This is a genomic window from Robertmurraya sp. FSL W8-0741 (assembly GCF_038004005.1).
Classification (GTDB): Bacteria; Bacillota; Bacilli; order Bacillales; family Cytobacillaceae; genus Robertmurraya; species Robertmurraya siralis.
Window position 1 is genome coordinate 3,655,561 of the sequence record NZ_JBBOQG010000001.1, and the last position, 23,562, is coordinate 3,679,122.

Annotated in this window: 23 protein-coding genes; 7 read left to right on the top strand and 16 right to left on the bottom strand. The window is 38.4% G+C overall.

Translation table 11 applies throughout. The annotated features are described in order from the left end of the window. Positions 1–282: 282 nt before the first annotated feature. The 3 genes from addA to NST02_RS17685 all read right to left on the bottom strand — a co-directional run bounded on the left by addA (position 283) and on the right by NST02_RS17685 (position 8,099). Positions 283–4,023, bottom strand: coding sequence for a helicase-exonuclease AddAB subunit AddA (addA, locus tag NST02_RS17675; RefSeq protein WP_340949355.1), 3,741 nt, complete (start codon positions 4,021–4,023; stop codon positions 283–285). Beyond that, positions 4,007–7,501: a helicase-exonuclease AddAB subunit AddB gene (addB, locus tag NST02_RS17680; RefSeq protein ID WP_340949356.1), complete on the bottom strand. Its 3,495-nt coding sequence runs from the start codon at positions 7,499–7,501 to the stop codon at positions 4,007–4,009. Before addB ends, addA begins: the two co-directional genes overlap by 17 nt. Before the next feature lie 394 nt (positions 7,502–7,895). Next, entirely contained in the window at positions 7,896–8,099 is a 204-nt protein-coding gene (locus NST02_RS17685) for a YwbE family protein (protein ID WP_095309933.1), read from the bottom strand. A gap of 535 nt (positions 8,100–8,634) precedes the next feature. Between NST02_RS17685 and NST02_RS17690 the strand changes: the two genes are divergently transcribed. After that, a complete protein-coding gene (locus NST02_RS17690; RefSeq protein WP_095309931.1) occupies positions 8,635–9,792 on the top strand; it encodes an MFS transporter in 1,158 nt (385 codons plus the stop codon). Between the two features lie 228 nt (positions 9,793–10,020). Here the strand turns inward: NST02_RS17690 and lepB are convergent, their stop codons facing one another. From lepB to NST02_RS17710, 4 genes are all read right to left on the bottom strand, one after another. Further along, positions 10,021–10,575, bottom strand: a complete 555-nt coding sequence (lepB, locus tag NST02_RS17695) for a signal peptidase I (RefSeq protein ID WP_137743597.1) — start codon at positions 10,573–10,575, stop codon at positions 10,021–10,023. Between the two features lie 32 nt (positions 10,576–10,607). Continuing rightward, positions 10,608–11,228 carry a TVP38/TMEM64 family protein gene (locus tag NST02_RS17700; protein ID WP_095309927.1) on the bottom strand — a complete coding sequence of 207 codons (621 nt, stop codon included), beginning with the start codon at positions 11,226–11,228 and terminating at the stop codon, positions 10,608–10,610. Positions 11,229–11,242: 14 nt separating this feature from the next. After that, the gene (locus NST02_RS17705) at positions 11,243–12,178 is read right to left on the bottom strand and encodes an LCP family protein (RefSeq protein WP_095309925.1); all 936 of its coding nucleotides are present in this window, start codon (positions 12,176–12,178) and stop codon (positions 11,243–11,245) included. 259 nt (positions 12,179–12,437) lie between these two features. Beyond that, positions 12,438–14,417, bottom strand: coding sequence for a S9 family peptidase (locus NST02_RS17710; RefSeq protein WP_095309923.1), 1,980 nt, complete (start codon positions 14,415–14,417; stop codon positions 12,438–12,440). Between the two features lie 302 nt (positions 14,418–14,719). Here NST02_RS17710 and NST02_RS17715 point away from each other — a divergent pair, with 302 nt between their 5' ends. After that, positions 14,720–15,082, top strand: coding sequence for a hypothetical protein (locus NST02_RS17715; RefSeq protein WP_095309919.1), 363 nt, complete (start codon positions 14,720–14,722; stop codon positions 15,080–15,082). Between the two features lie 6 nt (positions 15,083–15,088). On the opposite strand, the gene NST02_RS17720 is transcribed toward NST02_RS17715, so the two are convergent. Next, a complete protein-coding gene (locus tag NST02_RS17720) occupies positions 15,089–15,511 on the bottom strand; it encodes a competence protein ComK (protein WP_340950022.1) in 423 nt (140 codons plus the stop codon). Then, complete coding sequence (locus NST02_RS17725; RefSeq protein ID WP_340949357.1) at positions 15,493–15,621, bottom strand: hypothetical protein; 129 nt, start codon at positions 15,619–15,621, stop codon at positions 15,493–15,495. The genes NST02_RS17720 and NST02_RS17725 overlap by 19 nt, the downstream gene beginning before the upstream one ends. A gap of 151 nt (positions 15,622–15,772) precedes the next feature. Between NST02_RS17725 and NST02_RS17730 the strand changes: the two genes are divergently transcribed. The 5 genes from NST02_RS17730 to NST02_RS17750 all read left to right on the top strand — a co-directional run bounded on the left by NST02_RS17730 (position 15,773) and on the right by NST02_RS17750 (position 18,381). Then, positions 15,773–15,985, top strand: coding sequence for a helix-turn-helix transcriptional regulator (locus tag NST02_RS17730; RefSeq protein WP_340949360.1), 213 nt, complete (start codon positions 15,773–15,775; stop codon positions 15,983–15,985). Beyond that, positions 15,982–16,419 (top strand): SHOCT domain-containing protein, encoded by a 438-nt coding sequence (locus NST02_RS17735; protein ID WP_340949361.1) that lies wholly within the window; start codon positions 15,982–15,984, stop codon positions 16,417–16,419. The genes NST02_RS17730 and NST02_RS17735 overlap by 4 nt, the downstream gene beginning before the upstream one ends. Before the next feature lie 102 nt (positions 16,420–16,521). Continuing rightward, on the top strand, positions 16,522–16,860 hold the full coding sequence (locus tag NST02_RS17740) for a YolD-like family protein (protein WP_340949362.1): 339 nt from the start codon (positions 16,522–16,524) through the stop codon (positions 16,858–16,860). 329 nt (positions 16,861–17,189) lie between these two features. Continuing rightward, positions 17,190–17,369 (top strand): hypothetical protein, encoded by a 180-nt coding sequence (locus NST02_RS17745; protein WP_137744526.1) that lies wholly within the window; start codon positions 17,190–17,192, stop codon positions 17,367–17,369. A gap of 1 nt (position 17,370) precedes the next feature. Then, on the top strand, positions 17,371–18,381 hold the full coding sequence (locus NST02_RS17750; RefSeq protein WP_137744527.1) for an SDH family Clp fold serine proteinase: 1,011 nt from the start codon (positions 17,371–17,373) through the stop codon (positions 18,379–18,381). Positions 18,382–18,428: 47 nt separating this feature from the next. On the opposite strand, the gene NST02_RS17755 is transcribed toward NST02_RS17750, so the two are convergent. The 7 genes from NST02_RS17755 to NST02_RS17785 form a co-directional block, all read right to left on the bottom strand. Beyond that, positions 18,429–19,217: an N-acetylmuramoyl-L-alanine amidase gene (locus NST02_RS17755; protein ID WP_340949363.1), complete on the bottom strand. Its 789-nt coding sequence runs from the start codon at positions 19,215–19,217 to the stop codon at positions 18,429–18,431. Positions 19,218–19,332: 115 nt separating this feature from the next. Next, positions 19,333–19,818, bottom strand: a complete 486-nt coding sequence (locus NST02_RS17760; RefSeq protein ID WP_137744824.1) for a phage holin family protein — start codon at positions 19,816–19,818, stop codon at positions 19,333–19,335. Positions 19,819–19,909: 91 nt separating this feature from the next. Beyond that, the gene (locus NST02_RS17765) at positions 19,910–20,017 is read right to left on the bottom strand and encodes a CD1375 family protein (RefSeq protein WP_340949365.1); all 108 of its coding nucleotides are present in this window, start codon (positions 20,015–20,017) and stop codon (positions 19,910–19,912) included. Continuing rightward, a complete protein-coding gene (locus NST02_RS17770) occupies positions 20,017–20,343 on the bottom strand; it encodes a hypothetical protein (protein ID WP_340949366.1) in 327 nt (108 codons plus the stop codon). Before NST02_RS17770 ends, NST02_RS17765 begins: the two co-directional genes overlap by 1 nt. A 10-nt stretch (positions 20,344–20,353) precedes the next feature. Next, the gene (locus NST02_RS17775) at positions 20,354–21,556 is read right to left on the bottom strand and encodes a hypothetical protein (protein ID WP_340949367.1); all 1,203 of its coding nucleotides are present in this window, start codon (positions 21,554–21,556) and stop codon (positions 20,354–20,356) included. Further along, positions 21,557–22,669, bottom strand: coding sequence for a siphovirus ReqiPepy6 Gp37-like family protein (locus NST02_RS17780; protein ID WP_340949368.1), 1,113 nt, complete (start codon positions 22,667–22,669; stop codon positions 21,557–21,559). It lies immediately after the preceding gene. 2 nt (positions 22,670–22,671) lie between these two features. After that, entirely contained in the window at positions 22,672–23,559 is an 888-nt protein-coding gene (locus NST02_RS17785) for a phage tail family protein (protein WP_340949369.1), read from the bottom strand. Positions 23,560–23,562: the final 3 nt, after the last annotated feature.

A 23,562-nucleotide genomic window follows, 5' to 3' on the forward strand; every position in this document is an offset into this window, starting at 1 on the left:
TTGATTCAAATCGGACCAAATAAATGGGCGAAAGAACGAAAAAGCATCTGCACACTACTAGGCTTCGTTCACAAAAGCCGGAACGGCTGCAAAACTCACCATCCGCACGAGTTAAAAAATTTTGCTTTCAAGTTTGTAAACCTCCAAATAGAAACAGTCCTCAAGCTGAATTGAGGACTGTTTTTTTGTTTTAAGGGGAGATATTATTTAGACGATTTGCTGTTGAAAATTCGGCATATTCGATTTCGTTAGGGCACTCATGCCGATAGCCACAACTTTCATTTAAAGTTTTAAAACATGACCACCATCGAAGAAAAATAAATAGCGTTCTGTCACTTCTTTTTGCAAAATTTGTTCCAATGCTTGAGCATAAAGATTAAGCTGGACGCGATAACGTTCCTCAAGAATTGGTCTTGCTTGTTCAAAACCACCTTGATAGCGCTCTTGAATCGCGTCCGTCTTGTAATCGACAAGAACTAAGCCAGCTGCGTCAACAAACGCACAATCGATAATTCCTTGCACAAGAATCGGTTCATTATCACCAATCCAGTTCGGATAAACAACACTTGCAGGAAAAACGGCATTGAACGGGATCTCTCTGTTTAAGAAATCTGCGTGCAGCATCCGTTCCCCTAGCTCTGTCGTAAAAAACTTCACAATTTGTTCTACATCGATCACTTGCTTCTGCTCTTCGGTTAGCAATTCCTTGGCCACCATCTCTTCAAGCTGAGCTATAACGGAGGAAACTGTGATGTCCGCTGCTAAATTGACATGCTGCATCACCATATGCATTGCCGTTCCTCTTTCTGCAGGAGTAATCGTTTTTTCCTGCATGAATCGAGGACGATTAAGGATTGGTTTAGAAAATGAGAGCAAATCTTTTCCACTCTCCTCATCAATCATTTCCCATTGACGTTTCATCTCTGAAACCGACTGTTTTGAACGATGCATGGCAGCTTCCTTAAAAGGATACTGAAATGTTAATTTTTTTTTGATTTCTTCCTTCCAGTTTGACTCTATCTCAACAGTAAGCCCTTGATAGACACGCCCCATCAAATCATTCTCATCGGGGAGCTTTTCCTTTTCTCTCACAATTAAGTCATTCGCTTTCATAAACTCAATTTTCCAAGAGGAAGAGTGCTCATAAATTTCAGCTGGCACCAACTTATCAGTGCTTTCAATTCCACGCAATATGTCCGCATCCCGATGTCTAATCAATGCTGGACCAATCCAGTCTAAATAGCTTTTCGCCGCAGCGCGTTCATACTCCTTTAAAAGCCATCCTTTATTTGACAATGACTTTTCCCAGTCCGCAATTTTTTTATCTAGTTCCTTTACAGATGATAATAAAAATAATTTTTCCTTCGCTCGCGTGAGCGCCACATAAAGCACCCTCATTTCTTCAGCAAGCATTTCCAGCTTCTTTTTCTTTTTAAAAGCAAGCTGCGGAAGGGAAGGATATGAAATTCGTTTCTTCGCATTAATATACTTTGTCGCAAATCCAAGATCTTTATCAAGCATTTGCGGTTTTCGCAGGTCCATCATATTAAACTGGCGTGCTGTTCCCGCAACAAACACCACCGGAAACTCCAAACCTTTACTGCTATGAATTGTCATGATGCGCACAACATCTTCTTGCTCGCCTAAGGCACGCGCAGCTCCAAGATCATCTCCCCGCTCAGTCATCCTTTCAATAAAGCGAAGAAAGCGGAACAGACCTCGAAACGAAGTATTCTCATACTGTCGGGCTCGATCATAGAGGGCGCGTAAATTAGCTTGACGCTGTTTTCCCCCAGGGAGTCCACCAACAAAATCGTAAAATTTTGTATCGCGATATAATTGCCATATTAACTCAGCTAAAGCCCCTTGCCGGGCTTTCTTTCTCCAGCCGTGCAAGCGCTCGATAAAGGGTATCAGCTTTTCTTGGATTTCTTCTGTTCCCTCTGCTGCTCTCTCTTGACAAAAAGACACGAGTGCTTCGTAAAAGGAACCATGCTTTTTTTGAAGGCGCACTTGTGCCAGCTCCTCTTCATTCAAACCGATGATTGGAGAACGTAGTACCGCTGCTAATGGAATATCTTGATATGGATTATCAATAATTTTTAACAGCGACATCATGATCGAAACCTCAGTCGCCTCAAAATATCCAGTCGAAAGATTGGCATATACGGGAATTCCCGCTTCTTTAAACTCTTCAATAATTTGTGGCGCCCATGTCATTGAACGGAGTAAAATTACGATATCACGATATTGGATCGGCCGAGTCGATTTTGTTTTTCCATTGTAAATTTCTTTTCTCTTCACAACCATTTGCTTAATCTTATCAGCCATTACTCGGGCTTCTAATTGTGATTGTTCCAACTCAACATCATCAAACTGTAGCACATCTGGCTCATCCGCCTCAGAATCAGCGTCATCTTTTCCTTCCTGTTCAATCAAGAGCCACTCAATTGGATGTTCGCTTTCTGGATAGCTTGCACCTTGTACGAGCTCCGCCGCTTTATCATACTCAATCTCACCGACTGTTTTTCCCATGAGCTGTTTAAAAAGGAAGTTTGTTCCGTCCAATACTTCTTTGCGACTGCGAAAGTTGCGCGCTAGATCAATTTTTAATCCAGTGTGTTCTCCATCAGTAGTAAACCGCAAATATTTTCCTAAAAACAGGTTCGGTTCAGCGAGGCGGAAACGATAGATAGATTGTTTCACATCCCCCACCATAAACATATTCCCGCTTTTTTCCCCATCTTTTGTAACGAGCTGAAGAATAGCCTCCTGAACCATATTTGTATCCTGATACTCATCGACAAAAACCTCTTTAAACTGATTGCGATATGAAATAGCCGCTTCAGAAGGAAGCAGTTTTCCTCCTTCCGCCGACAGGATTTGCAGGCATAAATGTTCTAAATCAGCAAAATCAACTAATCCCTTTTCCTTCTTCACTTCAGCGAAGCGGGCAGCAAAGCTTTCCACTAACTGAACGAGGGTGTGAATATGGGGCGCCATTTCTCTTATATCTCGAATAAAGCTCTCAGGCCTTCTGGAAAACAATTCATCTTTTATCGTTTGAACGATTTTTTTCGCCTTATCGCGCAGCTTTTGTGCTCTTTCAAGCAGATTTTTATCAAACTCATCCCCCCGGCATGTCTTTGCCCTTGAAAAAGATTCTGCCTGCATGCGAAAATAAAGCTCTTCCCACGATATTTCCTTCGCTGTCAGGAGACTATCAACGATGCGAATATCATCGATGAAATTCTCAACCCTTGGGGAAGGACCACCAGGCAGCTTTGTTAATTCCAAGCCATTTTCTAAGAGCTCCTTTGCTCCTTTTAACTGCAGCTCGATATCAAAAAGGAGCACATCGGCAAATGGCAGATCTTCAATTGTTGTTCCCTCAGCCACCTCATACATTTCCTTCAACGATCGCAAATAAGCATGTGGAGAAGGATTGGATTGGGCAAAATCGTAAATCTCACGGATAATATCCTGAAGGGCAACATCACTGCGATCATTGGAAAAAGTATCTACCAGTTCAAAAAAGGCCTCATTTTCCTTCTTGCCATATTCATTCTCAAAAAGCTCCTCCATCACTTCATCTCTTAACAATTGTACTTCTGTTTCATCGGCAATGCGAAAACCCGGATCAACATCAATTTGATAGTAATATTTGCGAATGACTTCCAAGCAAAAGGAATGGAGAGTTGAGATAGAGGCCCTATTTAGTAAACTAAGCTGTTTACGTAAATGCTTTGAAGAAGGATTATCACTAATGGCTTTTTCTAATGCTTCTCCAATTCGATGTCTCATCTCAGCAGCAGAGGCATTCGTAAAGGTTACAACTAATAGCTCGTCCACGTCAATTGGCTCAGCGGTTGAAATGATCTTATTGATCATCCGTTCTACAAGAACTGCCGTCTTCCCCGAACCAGCCGCTGCCGCAACAAGAATATCCTGACCGCTCGCCCATATTGCCTTCCATTGGTCGTCTGTCCACGTTGCTTCCACCGGTTTAGTTGGTATCTTCATCGATTTCCTCCTCCTGTCTCATCATCTGCAAAATTTCCTCTTTAGAATAGGATGATAGATTGCGATAGTCATTCGCTTCTAACGATTCATCGAATTGACAAACCGATTTAAAGGAGCAAAATGTACAAGGCTTGCGCTCCTTTAGTTTATAGGGGGCAATTTTCACATCTCCACCTGCGATTGCATTTCCTGTTTTCACGTAATACTTGCGAACAAAGCGTCTTAGCTGCTCAAATTCCTCATGGCTTGCCACCTTTGAACGCTTCGTAAGTGTTCCGTCTTTTTTTATCCCCGCTGCGATGATAGCAGAATCACCTGTATCGACGGTTCTATCCATCAAGCGAATAATTTTTTCTTCACCCAGCAATAAACCATTCATTTTAAATTTTTTAAACAACTGGTTATCAAGCTCGTCCAAAGTGAGCATTTTGCTTGTGTTGACGATCGGATTGTGGACGTGAAAATAGAGGACTCCAGCCGGGTCCGCTTCTTTGCCAATTAACGCTTTCGAATTCGCTACAACAATATCGAGATAGGTTAACATTTGCAGTGATAATCCGTAGTATACTTCATTTAAATTGACATCTTTTGCACTTGATTTATAATCCATAATCCTTAAGTATACTCCGTTTTCATCCTCCGCCTTATCAATGCGGTCAATTCGACCAATAAGCTCCATCTTTGTTCCATTTCGCAAGGAAAATTTCAACGGCGGCAGCTTTTGCTTCGGTCCAAAACCAAGCTCAAGGCCGACAGGTGCAAAACCGCTCGCTTTCGCATGCTCCTGCAAGACGAGCGAGGCTCTCTTAATTATCTCTGCTAATTTTCTTTTTATATAATGATGGCGATTCGAGCTTAATAATATTTCATGCTGCAGTTTCGGCGCTAAAAGTTCAACCGCTTCCTTTGCCAGCTGCTCGATTTCCATCTGAGTCATCCGCTCCCATGATTTTTCACTCGCCATTACTGTCTCGACTATATATTTTAGGGCACCATGAAATAATTCCCCAATATCCGGAGCCTCTAAGCGAAAGACCTGTCTTTCTCTGAGCTTCAAGCCGTGTTGGGCAAAATGGGAAAACGGACAGGCAGAAAAAAGCTCCATCCGTGACACACTTCCTTGAATCACTTCTGAATATAGCTCCTTGCTCGTATCTTCAGAAAGTTGAGTCGATTCATTTTTGTAATTTAAGCTCTGCAGAACTTTTTTAGCCCGCTCTCTCCACTTTACATTTCCTACATAATAGTTATAGACATCCCACCAAATATCATAAATAGGATAGCCCCGCTTTTGCTGCTGAAGTTGTCCAGTTAACAAAGACAGGCTTGTCTCTTCATGAGAGATATAGTCTATTTGCTCCAGTTCAGGAAGCTCGGAAATTTCTTGAATATAGTGATGTGACTGAATGTGAGGGAAAATTTCCAGCAACCTATTAATATACAATGAAGGCATTAAGGCCTTTCCATCATCATTGGCCAAAGGATAGCTCACAAATAGGCGTTCAGATGCTGTTGTCAGAGCATTATACGCAAGAAATTCTTCATCTAGCAATCTCTTTCGACTACTCGGAGCAATTTCAATTCCCTTTACTGCTAACCTCTCTCTTTCCTCATCTGCAATCAGCCCTTCCTCAGAAAATTTGGCCGGCAGAACTCCGTCATTCAACCCAATTACAAAAGCAGCCTTGATCTCGGTTAATCTCGATTTCTCAAGATCTGCTACTAACACTTGATCGATAGACGGCGGTACAAGAGAGAATCGAAGTGATTCCAGCCCCGCATCAAGAATCGTGGCAAACTTCTTCAAAGAAATCTCTTCATCTCCTAGCATTTCCACAAATTGATCGAGAAGATCAATCATTCCGTTCCACGCCTGATCATGCTCCCTTGCTCGGACTAAATTCCCAGCCTCTTCTTCTTGTAATTTCCATTGTTCCAACTTCGCCGGAATATGAAGTTCTTCTAAAAAGTAATATAGTGCTGCACAGAGCTCTCTTCCTGTTCTCGCTTTGGCGAATCTCTTTGCCAATCGTTGAATTGGTGTTGAGATCATCTTCTTCAACCCATTGAGTTCCTCTTCTTTTTCCTTTTCCGCATCAGTTTGAGCAAATGCTTCCAGCTCTAATCCTTTAAATCGTCGGTATGTCCAGCGTTCCTTTTGCATCCACTTCTTACCTTGAATGCCATGTTCCAACACATAATTTTCCAGTTGATCCATCTGCGCCCGCAGTCTATACACATCGCCTCCTTCTGGGAAAAGAAGCTCCGTTTTTACTGCTCGAAAGACAGGTTCATACCTCCAAAATCCGTTAATCACTTCAAGACTTGAGCGAATAAGCTCAATTAGCGGATGATTTAACATCGTTCTTTTTTGGTCAATAAAGACAGGAATATCATAGTCCGCAAATATATTTTCAATCAGATCATAGTATTGTTGCCCATTTCTTAGCAAAATGGCAATATCACGGTAGCGATAATTCTCTTCTCTCGCAAGCTTGCGAATAGCTCTTGCTATTCCCTCAACTTCCGCTCTTCGATTAACAGCCTGTGCCAAATGCACCAATGGCGTCCCTTCGAACGAAACAGTCGGTCTCTGTTCAAAAAAAGATTCTAAATGTTTTAAAGAATCATTTGTCAATCTAACTTGCTCTTGGAATAGAATCTCCTCCACATGCACCCCTTCAACTTTTGCCATTTCGTAGAGAGTCTGGCACGTTTCTCCAGCCATCCGAAAAAGATGAAGCTCATCGGGAGCTTCATGATGAAATGGCCGATCTAATGTTAATGCAATGGTCATATCTTTACTATGCTTCATCAACTGTTCAATAATCATGTATTCTTGCGGTGTAAAGCTATAGAAGCCATCGATATAAATCGTCGCATCTTGTAAATATGCGGAGGAAGCAATCTGCTCTCCTAATAAGCGCAAATAGTCCTCTGAATCTATATATTTATTTAACAACGCATCTTCAAATGCTTCGTAAATAATTTCTAAATCATGAAGTTTATCCTTGAGCACTTTTTCACTTGCATCATCTGCTGATAAGTGCCGTTCTGCTAAATCTTCCGGCTTAATCAAATAGCGTTTAAATTCAGTTAACAGTTTTTCCAATTGCTCAATAAATCCTGTTTTATCTGCCGCTTTTTCAAACAATGTTAACTGCTCTTTTTTGTCCTCGATTATTTTTCGAATCAACATGCTGACACCGACGCTATTAATATGATAACGGCTTATCCCACCCGTCTCTTGAAGAATTCTCCAAGCTAGTCGAGAAAAGCTATAAACTTGTGTTCGGATCATCCCACCTAAATCAGATGTCGATAGTAATTTATATTCTGATAGAAATGTCATTTGCTCAGGTACTAAATAAATGAGCGGATCTCCATTTGGCTCATTTTTCATTTTTTCCTGCATCTCATTAATACAGTAAGTTGTTTTCCCTGTTCCAGCTCTACCTATTAACATTCTGATAGACATTTCTTAACCTCCCAAAAAAAGCCTTACTTAACCATTTCACTACTGAAGACTACTCACATCTTACCATAAAACAATGGATTTTTTCGGCTTGAATTACTGACACTTTTTTCATTAATTCAGAGAGCATATTCGGGCTTTTGCAGGAAGACACAGATTGTGCATATGCCTAGCTTTTTCCACTTCTTTTTCTCCCTTATTGGATCCCACTCTGGATGGTATCTTTCAACAAGGCTTTGTTATATGTCGGTGTTGACTTTTGGCTCGTTTCGTTGTTTAACAAAGCCTTCACTGAAATAAAAAATCTCCCATTTTTAGTAATTCAACGTAAAAAGAGAGATTTTTTATTTACATGTGCGATAACTACTATAAATATTTGCGCTCTAGCGATGTTTATTTAGTCGCTTGAATTCACTTTCCTTACCCTTCCCACCTGTCCGTCCACTAATCGAACTTTAATTCCGTGGGGATGATAGGAGGAATTAGTCAAAATGTCTTTTACCGTTCCTTTTGTTAATATTCCTGTCCGTTGATCTTTCTTTAGGACAATTTCAACTTCCAACCCTGCGCTAATTTCTTTGCGATAACAGCCCTCTGTCATTGTACTACGCACCTCGTTTTTCCTCTATCATAGTTAAGCATACTACTAATCATATTATGAAAGGAATTCAAGATCCATTTTAAGCGGAGGCAATTCGAAGTAAAATTATAAATTTGTGAATCATTTCCCCCATTAATACGTCACAACGAATTTTCATTATGAAGAGAGTGCATTCGAAAAAATACACACGATCATTTGTATAAAAAATGGAAATTTTTTCATCCTTATCGATATATGGAAGAATAACATCCAGATATTCAATTTCGCTGCCTAGGAGTTCCGGAAGATTATCTCAAATTCTATTCAATCCTTGGCTGCGGAATCCACCATCGAAATCAACAATTGGAGAAGATTTTAAAAGTAGAAGAACTCCTATCCTCATACCTGGGGACAATATGTGGAATGTCTACGCTGGTTTAAATCTCAACGGGACCTTTCTTACCTATAACGGTTTTACCTTAAAATAATGTTCTTCCCCTTATACAACTTACGAAAACATTCACTGTAGCATATGGTGGGATAGGTGGTGATTATTGTGAAAGTCCGGTTGAAATTAACAGCAATTTTGCTAACCATTACCGGAATCTTTGTAGCCAGCAATATTTATACATTAATCCCGATTTACGAAAATGTTTCACAAACTTTACAAATTAATGAAAATCACGCTGTTCTTGCCGGGAGTCTATTTTCCCTCTTTTATGCGATTGGACTCCTCTGTTTTGGTCCTGCTTCTGACCAATTTGGACGACGGAATATCATCATTGCCGGGATGTTCGCTTCCATTTTTTCAACTCTCATGGTCGGGATGGCAGACGGAGCAATCGGTCTATACGCTGCCCGTTCTCTTCAAGGTTTAACGCTTGGAAGCTTTGCCCCAGCAGCTTTTGCCTTGGCATTCGACCTCTACTCAGAAAGAAAAAGAACTCTACTTCTCGCCTTTATTAACACCGGCTTTTTGCTCGCTGGGATCATCGGTCAATTGCTCAGTTCAACCATTACTGCTTTTTCAGTTTGGAACGCTGTCTATTATTTTTATGCGATGTGCTATTTTATTCTCTTTCTATGCTGTGCACTGATTCTGCCTGCATCTAAACTACCGTTACGTGAAAATCGCTCCGCCCTTTCCATCATGACTTCACTCCTTAAAGATGCAACCATTCTTAAATGCTATGGGATCACCTTCACCTTATTGTTTTCTTTCGTTTCGCTTTATGATGCAATCGGCCGTTTTTTCAGCGGGTCACCTGAGCAGCTTTTTCATCTTCGAACAGTGGGACTAACTGGAGCAATTTTATCTCTGTTTACCGGAAAAATGATTGAGAAATTCAGTGTGGAAAGGACGCTGTTTACAGGACTTGTCATCAGTATATGCAGCTTGATTTCAATGAGCATTTTTCATGGCCTCATTGCTCTCATGGTTTTATCGATACTATTTGTTGCCTCAATTTCTCTTCTTATTCCCACGATCATTACATTGATTGGCAATTTAGGAGGCAGCCATCGAGCAAAAGCACTCACTCTTTATTCCTTTATTCTTTTAACAGGAGCCAGCATTGCTTCACCAGTTGTTTTGCTGCTAAATTTCCAGCATGTCCTTCTCTTACTTATTGGACTATTTTTAATGAACCTTATACTTGGATTCCTTTTAACACAGGAATTAGGGCAAAGGCATAGTGCAAAATTGAATGGGTGAAAAGAAAAGGAATTGAGCATTCTTATCGAAAGAATAAATCCACACGAACTGAGCTAATAAAACTTTTTATCCACAATATTGTTTAGCAAAACCAAACGATAAAAAAGAGGGCTCCTCAAAAGCATCGCTTTTGGTACTGCACCCCAGAGGTTAGATTTTTAACTCTAACTTCTGGGGTACAGTACCTCTTCCAACGACCTTTTGAACAGCTTCTTTTTGTCGCATATTTTAAAAAGATATCTCCATATGATCAAGCGGCCAATAGCGTAAATTCACTTTTCCTACTACTTGATCGACTGAGATAAAGCCCATTTGGCGGCTGTCCCAGCTCTCTAGACGATTATCTCCAAGAACAAACAGCTTTCCCTCTGGAACAACCTTAGCTCCTGTTCTTTCCTGTAAGGTAAAATCCTCAGTCAATCGTTTGGTGAGGATTTCATTGCGATGTTTTTCTAAATAAGGCTCATCCATCTTTTTTCCATTTATAATGAGTTGATCATTTTTATATTCAATCGTGTCCCCCGGTAATCCGATCACTCTCTTAACATAATCTTCCTTTTCATTTGCATGAAAAACAATAACATCGAATCGCTTTAAATCTCCAATTTGGAAGCCAATTTTATTTACAATCAGCTTGTTACCGTCCTCGAGAGTCGGCATCATTGAACGTCCTTCTACAACATAATTGGAGAAGAAAAAAGCGCGAATGAAAACAAAGATGATTAAACCAATCCCAATTGCTTTCACCCATTCCAATCCCTCTTTTTTCACATTCTCTATCAAAGCAATTCCTCCCTCCAATACTTGCGAAAACATTATGAATGCTGTCTTTCTTTTTCAACGCTTCTGTTTATACGTAGCTCTATCTGCTTTCCAACCAGCCAAAGAATAAAAATAACTACACCAACAATAGCCGTTCTAATCGGCTGAGTAATCAGAGAATGAAGGTCATGCCCAACAAAACTAATCATAAAAATCATGACCATTTTCCCAGTAAGCACAGCAAGCATATATTGATAAATACTAATTTTTGAAAGGCCCGCCACAATATTTACGACTGCGGATGGTGTAAAAGGAAAACAGAGCAACAGAAACAGCGGTCCGAATCCGTGTTTTTCCACCCAAGCCATCAGTTTTTGAACTTTTATATTTTTCTTTAAAAAGGTTAAAAAACGTTTCTGTCCAAAACGGCGTATCAAAAGAAAGACTAAGAAAGCGCCTACCGATGCTCCAATCCATGAATATAAAAAACCGAACCAAAGACCAAAGGCATTGGCATTCGCCATTACAAAGACCACCAAAGGCAAAAATGGCAAAAAGGCTTCAATCATTGGTAGTAATATTCCGGGTAACGGCCCAAAGGAGCGATATTTATCTATGACCTCCATGATATTATTTTCATTTGTTATCCATTCTTTCAGCACATCGATGTCCATTAAAAATCTCCTTTTTAATTTGCAAGGAATTCATGAATTGCAGTTCGGTTCTTTTCTAAATCAATTTCCAAGACGTCTGCACCATTAACTCTAGTATCTGTCCACGCTCCATCAACTGGAATTCGCAAGGAAGCAATTTTACGATTTTCTTTGGCTAGGAAGTCTTTTCCAATATACAACATATCACCTGTATCCATATTCGTATTAATGAACGGTGTCACAACGCCAATCAATTTAGGGAGCTTAGGAATTGTCTGAATGCTTGTTAATTGCGAGCCAATTTCTTTCACGACCTTTTGCTGACGCTCGACTCTACCAAAATCACCAACCGCATCATACCGGAAACGAACATAGCCAAGCAAGTGCTCTCCATCTAAGCGTTGAAGGCCTGGTTCTAATGTAACCCCAATATTGCGGGACATTTTCTTTTCAACATCAACTTCGACTCCATTTGGAAAAGCTTCATCTATCAGTTGAACAAATCCTTCAAAATCAATAATGGCATAGTATTGGATATCAATATCAAAGCTTTCTTTTATCGTTTCTCGAAGTAATTCCGGACCACCTCGAGCGAATGCTGTGTTAATTCTATTTTTTTGATAGCCTGGAATATCGACAAATGAGTCTCTCATGATAGAGATCAGCTTATAAGTTCCTTCTTCCGGATGATATCTTGCAATCATAATTGTATCCGTTCGCGCTTTTTCTTCCCCACGGGAATCACTACCTAGCAACAGGATATTTATTCCTCCATAGCGATCCTTTTTACCGTTAAACTCATATTCTTTTTGCAATATCGAATTGCTTTCAGCTTTTTCCAGAGATTTGGACAATCCTTGCTGGTATTGCAAATAGCTGTATCCTAATAAGCCGGCAATACTTAGAAAAAGAAGCAGCAGAACAACCTTCCACTTTCTTTTTTTCTTTTGCCTTTGTTTTTCGTATCTCATTTAAATACCTTCCATTCAACAGATTTATTTCAAGCTTCATCAATCCTCAAGTTTCTACTTTATTAGACACTCTTTTCGCCCAAGAAGTTTCAATTTAATTATTATGCCTTTTTCTGGTAGAGTAAACCCCTTTATCTTCTTTATACTAGAGTATCAAAAATGGGCATTTTTTTCTATTTTGATCGGATTCGATGAGCAAAAATCTTATAGAGAATGAAAAAAACCGCAAAACAAGAAGCTTTGCGGTTAAATGTTCTTTCTACTTAATATACTCTTTAAACCAATTTAAAATGTAATGTAAACGGGCAATTCTTAAGCTAGGTTTTCCACTGCGTGACAGTTCATGATTGGATTCTGGAAAGCGAATGAATTTTGTTTCCTTTTTCCGATGCTTTAAAGCAATATATAGTTGCTCAGCTTGTTCAATTGGACAACGGAAATCCTTCTCACTATGCAAAATAAGAAGCGGTGTATCCACATTGCCAACGTAAGCAAGCGGAGAATGCTTCCACAACGTTTCAGCATCTTCAAGCTCACTCTTAATTTGCCATGCATTAAAGTAATAACCGATATCACTCACTCCGTAAAAGCTAATCCAATTGGAAATCGAACGTTGAGTCACGGCAGCCTTAAAGCGATTTGTATGACCAACAATCCAATTTGTCATGAAGCCGCCGTAACTGCCTCCAGTTACCCCTAAACGATTTACATCAATAAAATCGTATTTTTCTAATACATAATCAACAGCTTCCATTAAATCTGCATAATCTCTTCCACCGTAGTCTCCACGGACGGCGTCGACAAACTTTTGACCATAGCCATGGCTTCCTCTTGGATTAATAAATAGGACAGCGTATCCTTCCGCTGCAAGCATTTGGAATTCGTGGAAGTAGGTATTAGCATACATCGCATGTGGTCCACCATGAATTTCAAGAATTAGCGGATATTTCTTACCTTCCTCAAACTGTGCAGGTTTCATCAACCAACCGTGAAGGTCCCAATCATCCTTAGATTTGAATTCAATTTCCTCAACTTCAGCTAACGCGACTTCATTTGCATACTCACTATTTACATTTGTTAACTGGGTAAGCTGCCCTGTGGGAACATCTAATAAAAATAGTTCACCTTGTAATGTCGGCTTACTAATCGCGACAACTGCGCGATTTAGCTCTCCTCCAGTTGTAAATCCATAAACATGCTGACGCTCTAATAGAGCAGGATACATCTCACCTTTTAAAGATCCATAATAGACGACCGTATTTCCACGATCAGAAGCTAGAAAATAGAAACTTTCATTATCTTCAGCCCAGAGCAGCCCTGGCGAAACGGCTCCTTGTTGAAAATCACCAATCGCAAAATCTCCTATGAGTAAATCAGACTCTGCTGTAAGACAAGAGAGTTCCTTTTGTTCTGTATCATAAACCCAAATTTTCACTAATGTTGCATTTTCAAATTCCCTTTCATGGCCAAGTATGCCGATATATCTCCCGTTTGGAGACCAAGTGGCTCCACTAAAATAACCAGTCCCTGGTGTAATCTTTTCGAATTTCTTCGTTTCTAATTCAAGCAGGAATACATCACTTACAAAAGAAAAATCTAAATTCTCGCTAAAATCTGCCGTTACTGCCAACGATTTCCCATCTGGTGACCAGCCTTGCAACTGATAATCACGATTTCCTTCCGTTACTAATTCTATTTTTCCTGTTTCCAACTCCACAATTGCAATTTGTGAATATTTCCCATCCCAGAAACCGGAGGAATCCGACTTATATTTCATTTTGTCTACTTCAAGCGGGACTATTTTTTTCTCTTCTTTCTTATCCGTATCCTCTAATTTCTCATCCTCGCGTAATGATACGTTGAAAGCTATTTTCTTCCCATCTGGCGACCAAATCGGATTGGAGGCACCATAAATCGAAGTGGTAACTTGTCGTGCCTCTCCACCGTTTGCATGTATTACATAAATTTGATTCTTTCCACTGCGATTTGAAACAAAGGCAAGCTTATCCTCAGTTGGCGACCAGCGCGGCGAATGATTGCGATCATTTCCGTAAGTCCATTGCACCGGAGCATTCTTTTCTTCAACATTTATGTAAAAAAGGTTTGATACATACTCATCTTTCTCCTCAGAAATGCTTGTTTCCACGTATACAAGATCTTTTCCATTTGTACTCAAGCGTGGATCTGCCACTGACTTCAATGCATATAAATCTTCAGCTTTTAAATACCTTTTCGACATTTTCATCCCTCCATATTTCAATCTTCTTTTTATTTCGATAATTGAAATATATTATCCTTCTTTTTTGCGCATTTTTTTGTAAATAATGAAAATAACTCTATTTTGCCTTCGAAATACAAATTCCCCTTCCCTGTCCAATAGGTTGAATGGGCAAGAGCAACTAAGGAAAAATCCACAGCCTTATATAGCATCGCGAAAAAATTAAATTCGTGCATCAACTCTTGTCAAATGGAAATACTTTATATAAAATAAATACACGAACATATGTTTTGTTTTTTAATGAAATGTTGAGGTGAACGATTATGACTAGAATCCCTGAGGAAGAGCGGGACATCATTGAAAAGGCGATCTATTTGCCCATGGTCCTCACCATTTTAAATCGAGATTTAGAATTGATTAATCAAGGTTCATTTAAGCTGAAACAACCTTATATAAATCTCATTGAAAAATCGATGAAGACCATTCAATTAGAATTAGCGCAAATAAAAAAGTATATGAAACAAAATAATCTTAAAGTATTTGAATTAAAAAGAGATGAAGCGTTTACTATGTATACGTTTCTCTACAGGGGCTACGAAGAGCAGCATAATTATTTCAACCCAAGAATTCGCAACAAAGTACAAGAACTGCTTGAGTTCTATTTAACACATCTCAGTATTCAATAGCCATGCTCATTCCCAATCGTAAAGTTCGGAGTTTTCAGCAGCGGCTTTTTGTTTTCGAAATTTTTTCGCGTAAAACGCTCTTGTAATAGATTGTTCAGCGCCTTTTGAAAGAGTGGACTTTAACATCAGGGTACGGAGCAATTGATTTTCAAAAGAGCGAGTTGAAATAGGCAGGGGGATGTAACGATTGCTTTGAATTTTAATTATCGTTGTACTATTATCTTTTCCTTTTCTATAATCAAGAATATGTTCATGAGCTACCCAAGCACAATGAGGATTTTCAGGTGATGCTGTTGGGAAAAGGTAGATAAGCGGGGAAATCGCAATGGGGACTTTATGGGATGCCCCGATGAGTCTCTTGGTGGCAGCTTTTCTTCCTTCATATGATATGGTAGGACAAACTTCTATTTTTATCTTATTTCTTGAAATGTCACGACTTCATGATTGATTGAAATCCCCGACTGCTCTAAAGCATGAATCAATATAAACATTCCACTAGAAGCACCGACAAAGGCTATACCGAATGTAAAAGGATCCACTTTTAACCACCTCGCTTTGTCACTGTCTAGTACAGTGTATGGGCGACTATATCTATCAATGCCTGTCTATCACGATTATTTCTGTATCTTTCAAGAAAATTTTTGTAAAGGAATCATTTATTATTTGTGGAATATATTTATAGGTGATGTTATGAAACAATTAAAAAGTAATATCGGTTGGTTGATTGATCGTTCTAAATATGATAGAGATTTTATTAGGAAAAGATATGATAAATCAGCAAATACAATTAGTACTTGGTGCACAGGAAAGAATTATCCAAGTGCTCCAATATTGTGGGATTTAGCTGAATTATTAGGGGTTAAAGTAGATGAATTGTATTCATATGAGGAGGAAAAGGAATGAGCTACACCTTTAAAAAACCTAACACTATTGTAGAGTTGACAGATGATGGTGTAATTTTTAAAAGAGGAAAGAATGACTTAATGATCCATAAATCATTACGTGGAGAAACAAAAGTACTGTACAGTCAGATTCAAGAAATTAAATTCAAAGAAGCTTCTTTGACTTCATCTGGGTATCTGCAATTATCCACCCCTAGAAGTTCTATGGTAGGAATATTAAGAACTGTGGATCAACCACAAAATGCTGTTAAGTTTAAAAGAGATCAGAACGAGGAAGCTTTAAAATTAAAGGCTGAAATAGAAAAGAAAATGAACTATCAAAGTTCTTCTGGTTCCGACCTCAACTCTCTTAAAGAACTTAAATCATTATTAGATGATGGAATCATTACTGAGGAAGAATTTCAAGCGAAGAAAAAACAGATACTTGATATTTAATCATCGAGAAACATATCCGTCTCTTAATGAGGCGGTATTTTTTTATACTTGAAATACGAACAGATGTTTGTATAATAATATCAAAGGAGATGTGATTGAATTATGAACAAACTGACAGAGGGAAGTAATTTACGGTGGGAATCAAGTCGTATGATGTTGCCGGAGCATAAAGAAGAACTTATCAAAATGGGGAAAGAGAAAGAAAAAGTACCTAAGCCAATTTTAGACGAACAAGAACTTGAGCAAATAAACATTGATATTTATAACTCACTTAATTACACCATGCCTATGCGACTTACACTATGGGATGATGGATATTTTAAAGACATTGAGGGCGTAATCGACAAAATTGATTACGTCACTAAGACCTTATTAATCGACACAGACAAGGAGATATTAAGGTTATCGATTAATGACATTAGCAAAACGGAGATGATTTAGTTGGCAATTATCCCAGAGGATGACCGTAAAATCATTGAGCAATCCATTTTATTGCCGATGCTTTTAACAATCCTAGATAGAGACAGGCGAATTTTTGAGTAGCTATCTGTTAAGTTTAAGCCGTCCTATTTTGCTCTCATTGAAAGTATCATTTTTCACAAAAAACATAATAATAATAATAAATGAGTTATGCATAATATTGTAATTTCTTTTGCGACTGAAATTTTTTTATTAATTTCTACAAATTTCTGCACAAGTGATTTTTCAAAAGGTATATTATTTTTATAATTGATGTTAATATATTATAAGAAATAAAGGGAGGTATTAATTTGAAGAACGATGAAATCCGACCAGAAATAACCGACATTTTTAGGAAGTTAAATATTAATAGCAAAGAAAATAGAAAAAAGTATACTTTTGGTTCAACACTGTTAGATGATGAAACAAATAGTAAATTTGTCACCAAACATATTGTTGTAACTCCAACCGAAAGGGGGGAACAAAGATAAAATGCCTAATTGGAGTGAAATTTTAAATGAAATCAATATTTTTAACAATCCTTTTGATTCAATTAGAAGAAAATATCTAAGGGCCTTACATGAAATTACTGAGAGAAATGTAATAGTTTATTATTCAGGATGGCTTCAAAAACAAGAATTAGTTGCTGAACGTTATAATGGTTTTTCTGTTGACGATAGTGACAAAAACGGTTTCATGACAGTTATGAATGGATTAGACAAGACAAAAGGACTAGATTTATTCTTACATACCCCCGGTGGTAGTATAGCAGCTACCGAATCCTTAGTTGAGTATCTAAAATCTATTTTTGGAACTGATATTAGAGTAATTGTACCACAGATTGCAATGTCAGCAGGTACAATGATTGCATGTGCTTCTAAAGAAATAATTATGGGCAAACATTCTAACCTTGGACCTATAGATCCACAATACCGGGGCTACCCAACACATGGAATTATTGAAGAGTTTAATAGGGCAGTAAAAGAAATTACTGAGGATCCAAAGAAAATTCCAATTTGGCAACCTATCATAGCTAAATATAGTCCTACTTTAATAGGAGAATGTGAAAAGGCAATTGACTGGTCAAACCAAATGGTAAAAGAATGGTTAATAACTGGAATGTTTAAAGACTCTTCTAACAAAGAAAAAAAAGCTGACTACATTGTTTCTGAACTAGGAAATCATGCTTTAACCTATTCTCATGATCGTCATATTTCTCTGGGTAGAGCAAGAGATATTGGGTTAGCAGTTCAAGCACTTGAGGATGATAAAAAATTACAGGATGCGGTTCTTTCCGTTCACCATGCATGCATACATACTTTAACTGCTACTCCAGCTACAAAAATTATTGAAAATCATAATGGAGTGGCATTTATCTCTCAAGTTCAGAGAGCAATTCCAGTATTACCACACCAAATTGAAAAGCAGCCTCCTGGTCCCCCAGCTGCACAAGAAGTTAGCAGCCCTCAATTTGGAATAGAAGAAAATAATATCATACTATGACCCAATATTAAAAGCCCCTACTCAAAAAGAGTAAGGGCTTTAGCATTTTACTCACTTTTACCAGTGATATAACCGCGATCTACAGCCACATAAAGTATCCCTAAAGCATCTGCTCCTGTTAACTCGCCGTTGATAAACTTGGTACGCCATTCTTTACCGAGTGCCGGGTCTTTTTGCTCAAAGCGACCGAGTACACGTAGCAATGCATTTTCCATCTCTTTCACTGAAAATTTAACTGGTTCCATCAGCCAATTCACCTCATCTTCTTTTTCTGGTTTTGGTTCTGCTATTCCTGATTTAACTTTTTTTAACCCTAAAGCTTTAACAAGACCATTCACATGCCCTTGAGCAATTTTATCGATAAAATCTGTTTGTTTAAGCTTCGCGGCATCACTTGCATTGTCAATAAATCCATTCTCTGTGAGGATGGCCGGCATATTTGTCTCACGTAATACTGCGTAATTAGCACGTTTTTTACCTCTGTCCTTAAAGTCCAAAGGTTTTAAGATTTCAGTATGAATCTCGTTTTGATTAGCAACTGACGCATTACTCGCATTGGTATGGACAAACGTTTCAAATCCTGTACCGCCGCCTGCGTTAATGTGGATGGACATAAAATAATCGGCTCCCCATGCATTGGCCAGTTTTGCCCGTGCTGACAAAGACAAATATTTATCTGTCTCACGGCTTAATTTGACTTGAACATTTTCATATTGAGACAGTAAGGATTTAATTTTCAAAGAGATTGCTAAGGTAAGATACTTTTCTAATAATCCATTTGCCATAGATCCTGGATCTGTTCCTCCATGTCCTGGATCGATAAAAATTTTGAGCACTATTTTTCCTCCTCACATTCGGAGCAAACTGGTTCCCCATGTTCCCCTTTAGCAAACAATTCCTGATTCCATTCGATTTCCTTTCCACACACTACGCATTCAGTTACTTGCCCCATCACTTCCCAACTCCCTTTTCCGTATATTTTCTTACCTTCGCTGTGATTTCTGACTCTAAAATCTTAAATGCCCACATCGGAAAATATTTGTCCCATCCAAGGACATATAAGTTCGCACAAAACGATTGGAAATTATGATAGGTAAACGCTAGTGCAAGAACACTAAAGACAAATGCACCTGTACCTAGCATCTGGTCAATTATCCATCCAACTGCCACTACAGCTAATATGATTCCATCTCGTATGACTGCATCAATGCCTTTATTACTTTGATACTTTCCATTCTTCTTGGCTGCTCTTACCCCTACTGTAAAATCAAGTGCGATGATAATCAGCAAAATGGCTGTAATATACGCATGTAAGTCAATAAACCCTTTGGCATTTAACATCACATCTACAAATGTTCCGATAGACGCAGCGATAAATCCAAAGCTAATACTATGATTCGAAAGCATTTTTTGAAAAACTTCTGTTAAATTAAACATGTCTCACTCTCCGGATTCAAAATAAATAGCCCCGATCGGTTCGGGGCATACTGATATTTAGGCATAAAAATAACGCTAGCTTATGCTGCGTTTATCCTTCATTTTCTAATTCAGAACGAACATCCTCACGCCACAATGTTGGTACTTGGTCTATCACACGTAACCCAACTTTGATTAAATCGCAATAAACTTTTACCATTATTCATCGCCTCCGTGTAATGATTCTGCTAATTCAGCAAGAGCTAATTGTGTTTCAAGTTTAGCTTGTTCTTGAGTTTCTGCCAACTCAGCAATTGCAAGTTTAAGCGTTAAGTTTTCTTCTTTTAACAAATCTGTTTCACTTGGTGGAATATCCTCCAATATCGTTTGATGTGGAGTTGTGGTAGTATCAACACTTAAAATTCGTTTTCCATCAGGTATATCCACCCATAAAAAAGGTACTCCGATTGGTTCTCTTGGTGCAGGTTTCCCATGTCTAATTGATAAAACATACCCTGTCTCATCGTAAATAATTAAAGTATTCATTTTATGCCTCCTACTCAATAGCTTCCCAATAAATATCCGTAGCACTAGTATTGTTTGCTATCAATTTAAATGCACCGAATTGAACATAGCAAGCAAAATCAGATAAATTTCTCGACGCTCCAGTTGATAAATATCTAGTAGTACTGACATCAGCATTATAAATAGTTGAAAGGACGCCGTTCGTTATTTTTCCAGCAACGATAGTTCTTGGAGTGAAATCTAAGCCAGTTATTTCAATTATTCCATTAATGTTAGATGACGTTATTCCACTATTCTGCTTTTTCCCCGTACTAATCTGTCCTGTTGCATCTTCTATTTCTTCCCATGTACTGTCATAAGATATTGGTAGACTTGGGTCAACTTGCAATAATGCGTCTACCATAGCGATTTTTACATTATTGCCAGAGGTAAAAACCTCTTTTATCGCCTCTTTTACATCCGTTGCGGTCATGTTTGGATCAGAGAAACTTATATTTTCAGCTCTGTGAGCATTAATTGCATCCGTTGCCTTATGTGCGTTAAACTCTTGCTCCAGTAACAATATCTTGTTTGCAAGATTCGCGGCAACGTCACCATCCAAAATTACTTGCAGAGAGTTAAACCAATCCATAAACTGTTGTTCGGATGCTGCTTGCCATTCCCTGATTTCTCCTTCAACGTTCGAGGCAACTTCGTTAAACCATGCTTGATATTGGTTAAAAATCGTTGTCGTATCAACTTGATTAACCGTACCATGTACAATCCCGCATAGTTGCGTATTGAGGCGCAAATCTGTAATGTTTGCTTGAGTGATACTTATTGCCCCGTTATTAATTAAGACATCAGCAAGGGCAATCTCATAAGCATCTGCATCTCGTTGCAAAGTTGGGGCAACAGGGTTAGATGCAAATGCCCCCTTTTTTAACTGTGGAATGAGTTCTCTTAATGAAAAATCTAGACGTAAAACAATACGGTCAATTCTCTTTAACACTCCGTCCGCTATATCATGCTGCATAATATAGTCGTCATCATTTACTGCATAATATCCGTTAATCCATGCCTTACCAGCTTTAATGACGGTTTGCATTCCATCGCCTGCTATCACTTGCATACCTGTTGATGGATTCGGAAACACTCCATTCCCAATAAACGTAGCAAAGTATGACGCAAACCACGGGGCGTTATATCTTCGATCGCCATTGATACTGTTAAATAGTCCGCTCGTAAAAGCCATTTAATTATTCACCGCCCTTTTTACTTTATCTATTAAGCTCGGAATATTGCTACCGAAGTTTAGCTGCAGTGAATACCCTTGTTTATTTTCGGTTTCAATCACACCAACAATCCTTGTGTGGAGGATCACTCCTAATTCATCGTTGCGGATACTCACTTTATCACCTAAAAAGTAATCAGTTTCGTATATAAAATTGGCTCCAGGATCAATATCAGATTCAAATGTGCGAATAGGAATATATTCTGAGAGTGTGTTTCTCCCTTTCTCATCTAAAAGTCTTCTGTATTCAGCATCTGATAAAGTGATTTCTTGGTCATTTTCATTAGTGAATGTTTTTTTGATGTCATTGCCTTCCACAAGGATTTCTTTTCGGTTAAAGCCTGATAATTCATCATTTACAGTAACAATCTCTTGTGGACTCCCCTCTATTTCTTCGCCTAATACAATGGCTGTTGTCTTGTTATCAGTTACGCTTTCCACGTAATGTTGACGCAAGACATTCTCAAATTCTTTAGCAAATATTACTCTTGGATTTTCGGATTGTTGTGAACTTCTGTCTATTCCTTGCCATACATGAAAGACTAGCTTTTTATTCTCATGATCTAACAAGATATCAAATGACACATCATGCTTTTTGGCAAGTTCATAGAGATAGTCACACAAAGGCTGATTGACAGTCCCCTCTGTTGTCTCAATGGGGATGCCAACACTTGATGAAATCGTAAGATTAGGGATAATCCTATTTGGATTGGCAGGAGCAACCGCATTAGCATAGACAAAAGACTTCATGACATTTTCAATGTATCCATTAAACTCCTGTTGACCAAGAACGAGGCGGTCATTTAGAATCACATTTAAAGAAGGAGCAATAATTTGCAACTGTGTTGCTTTCTCGTCAAGGTATTCAAATGTTTTAATGATATAACCTTTCGTTAGATCCGTTGTTTTGACAATAATTCTATCCACTTGTAATAGATCTAAAATGTTCTTTGTGCCCTCCACAGTTAAATGTAAAGACCCTAGATCATCATACTTAGGATTTATCTTTACATCGATAAAATCATCTAGTATGCCATGTCTATTTAGGTTTAAATCAAAGATATAAAACTCCATAATTACACCCCTATCAACCTTGGAGTAAATGTCATGGATACCTCTAAATTGTCCAGCCCTTCTTCAGCATCGTATCTAAAGAGATTATCTCCAATTTCAAGTTGCAGAAATGTACTGGATAAATCAAGAGCATTGAAAATATTGAACTGTTGTCCATTTCGATTTAATATGACTTCTTTTCTGCGTTCGTAAGTGCTGATTTCAATTACATCACCAGCAAGCATAGTTGTATTTATTTTTAAAGTTTCATAGGTATTCACGTTAATAAGTGATGGATTAAGAAGCGTACCAAGTGCTCTAAAACGAATCATCATGCCTGTCGACTCTTGACCATCATTTAGCACATTAACAATTAATGATGGAGCACGATAGCCCATTTCAATACCCTCTTCTGGTATCTCTAATGGAAATTCAAATGAGCCTATCCATAAAGCAATATCAACCTTTTGCTCATTTTTCGCATAAAAAAAAGGATCATTTGCACTAAACTGCAATAATCCTTTTTGCCATGTATTATTATCATTTTCAAACCCAGTCGGAAAAGATGGAACTCCTTCAAGGTTAGCATTGATGTAATATTCCTCGGCTGCTTTGGTGGTTATATCAATTCTCATTGGGTTGGCTTTAGGGTTAAAGACCTTATAAGCCTGATTCCTTTTTTCTTCAATCCACCATGGTTCATTGATACTTTTATAAATAAAGAAAGGAACATCAAAATCCTTATTTTCTAATTTTGTATTTTGATAATGGGAACCATCCACAGTTGTTTCAGAGTAATTAACAGTAGCTGCCGTTCCACTCAAATCAAAATCTCTTTCAAGCCGAAAATGGCGACCGAATGTAATCGAATCGCCACGACTGTTGGTGATAGTCATATCTTTAATTATCATTCG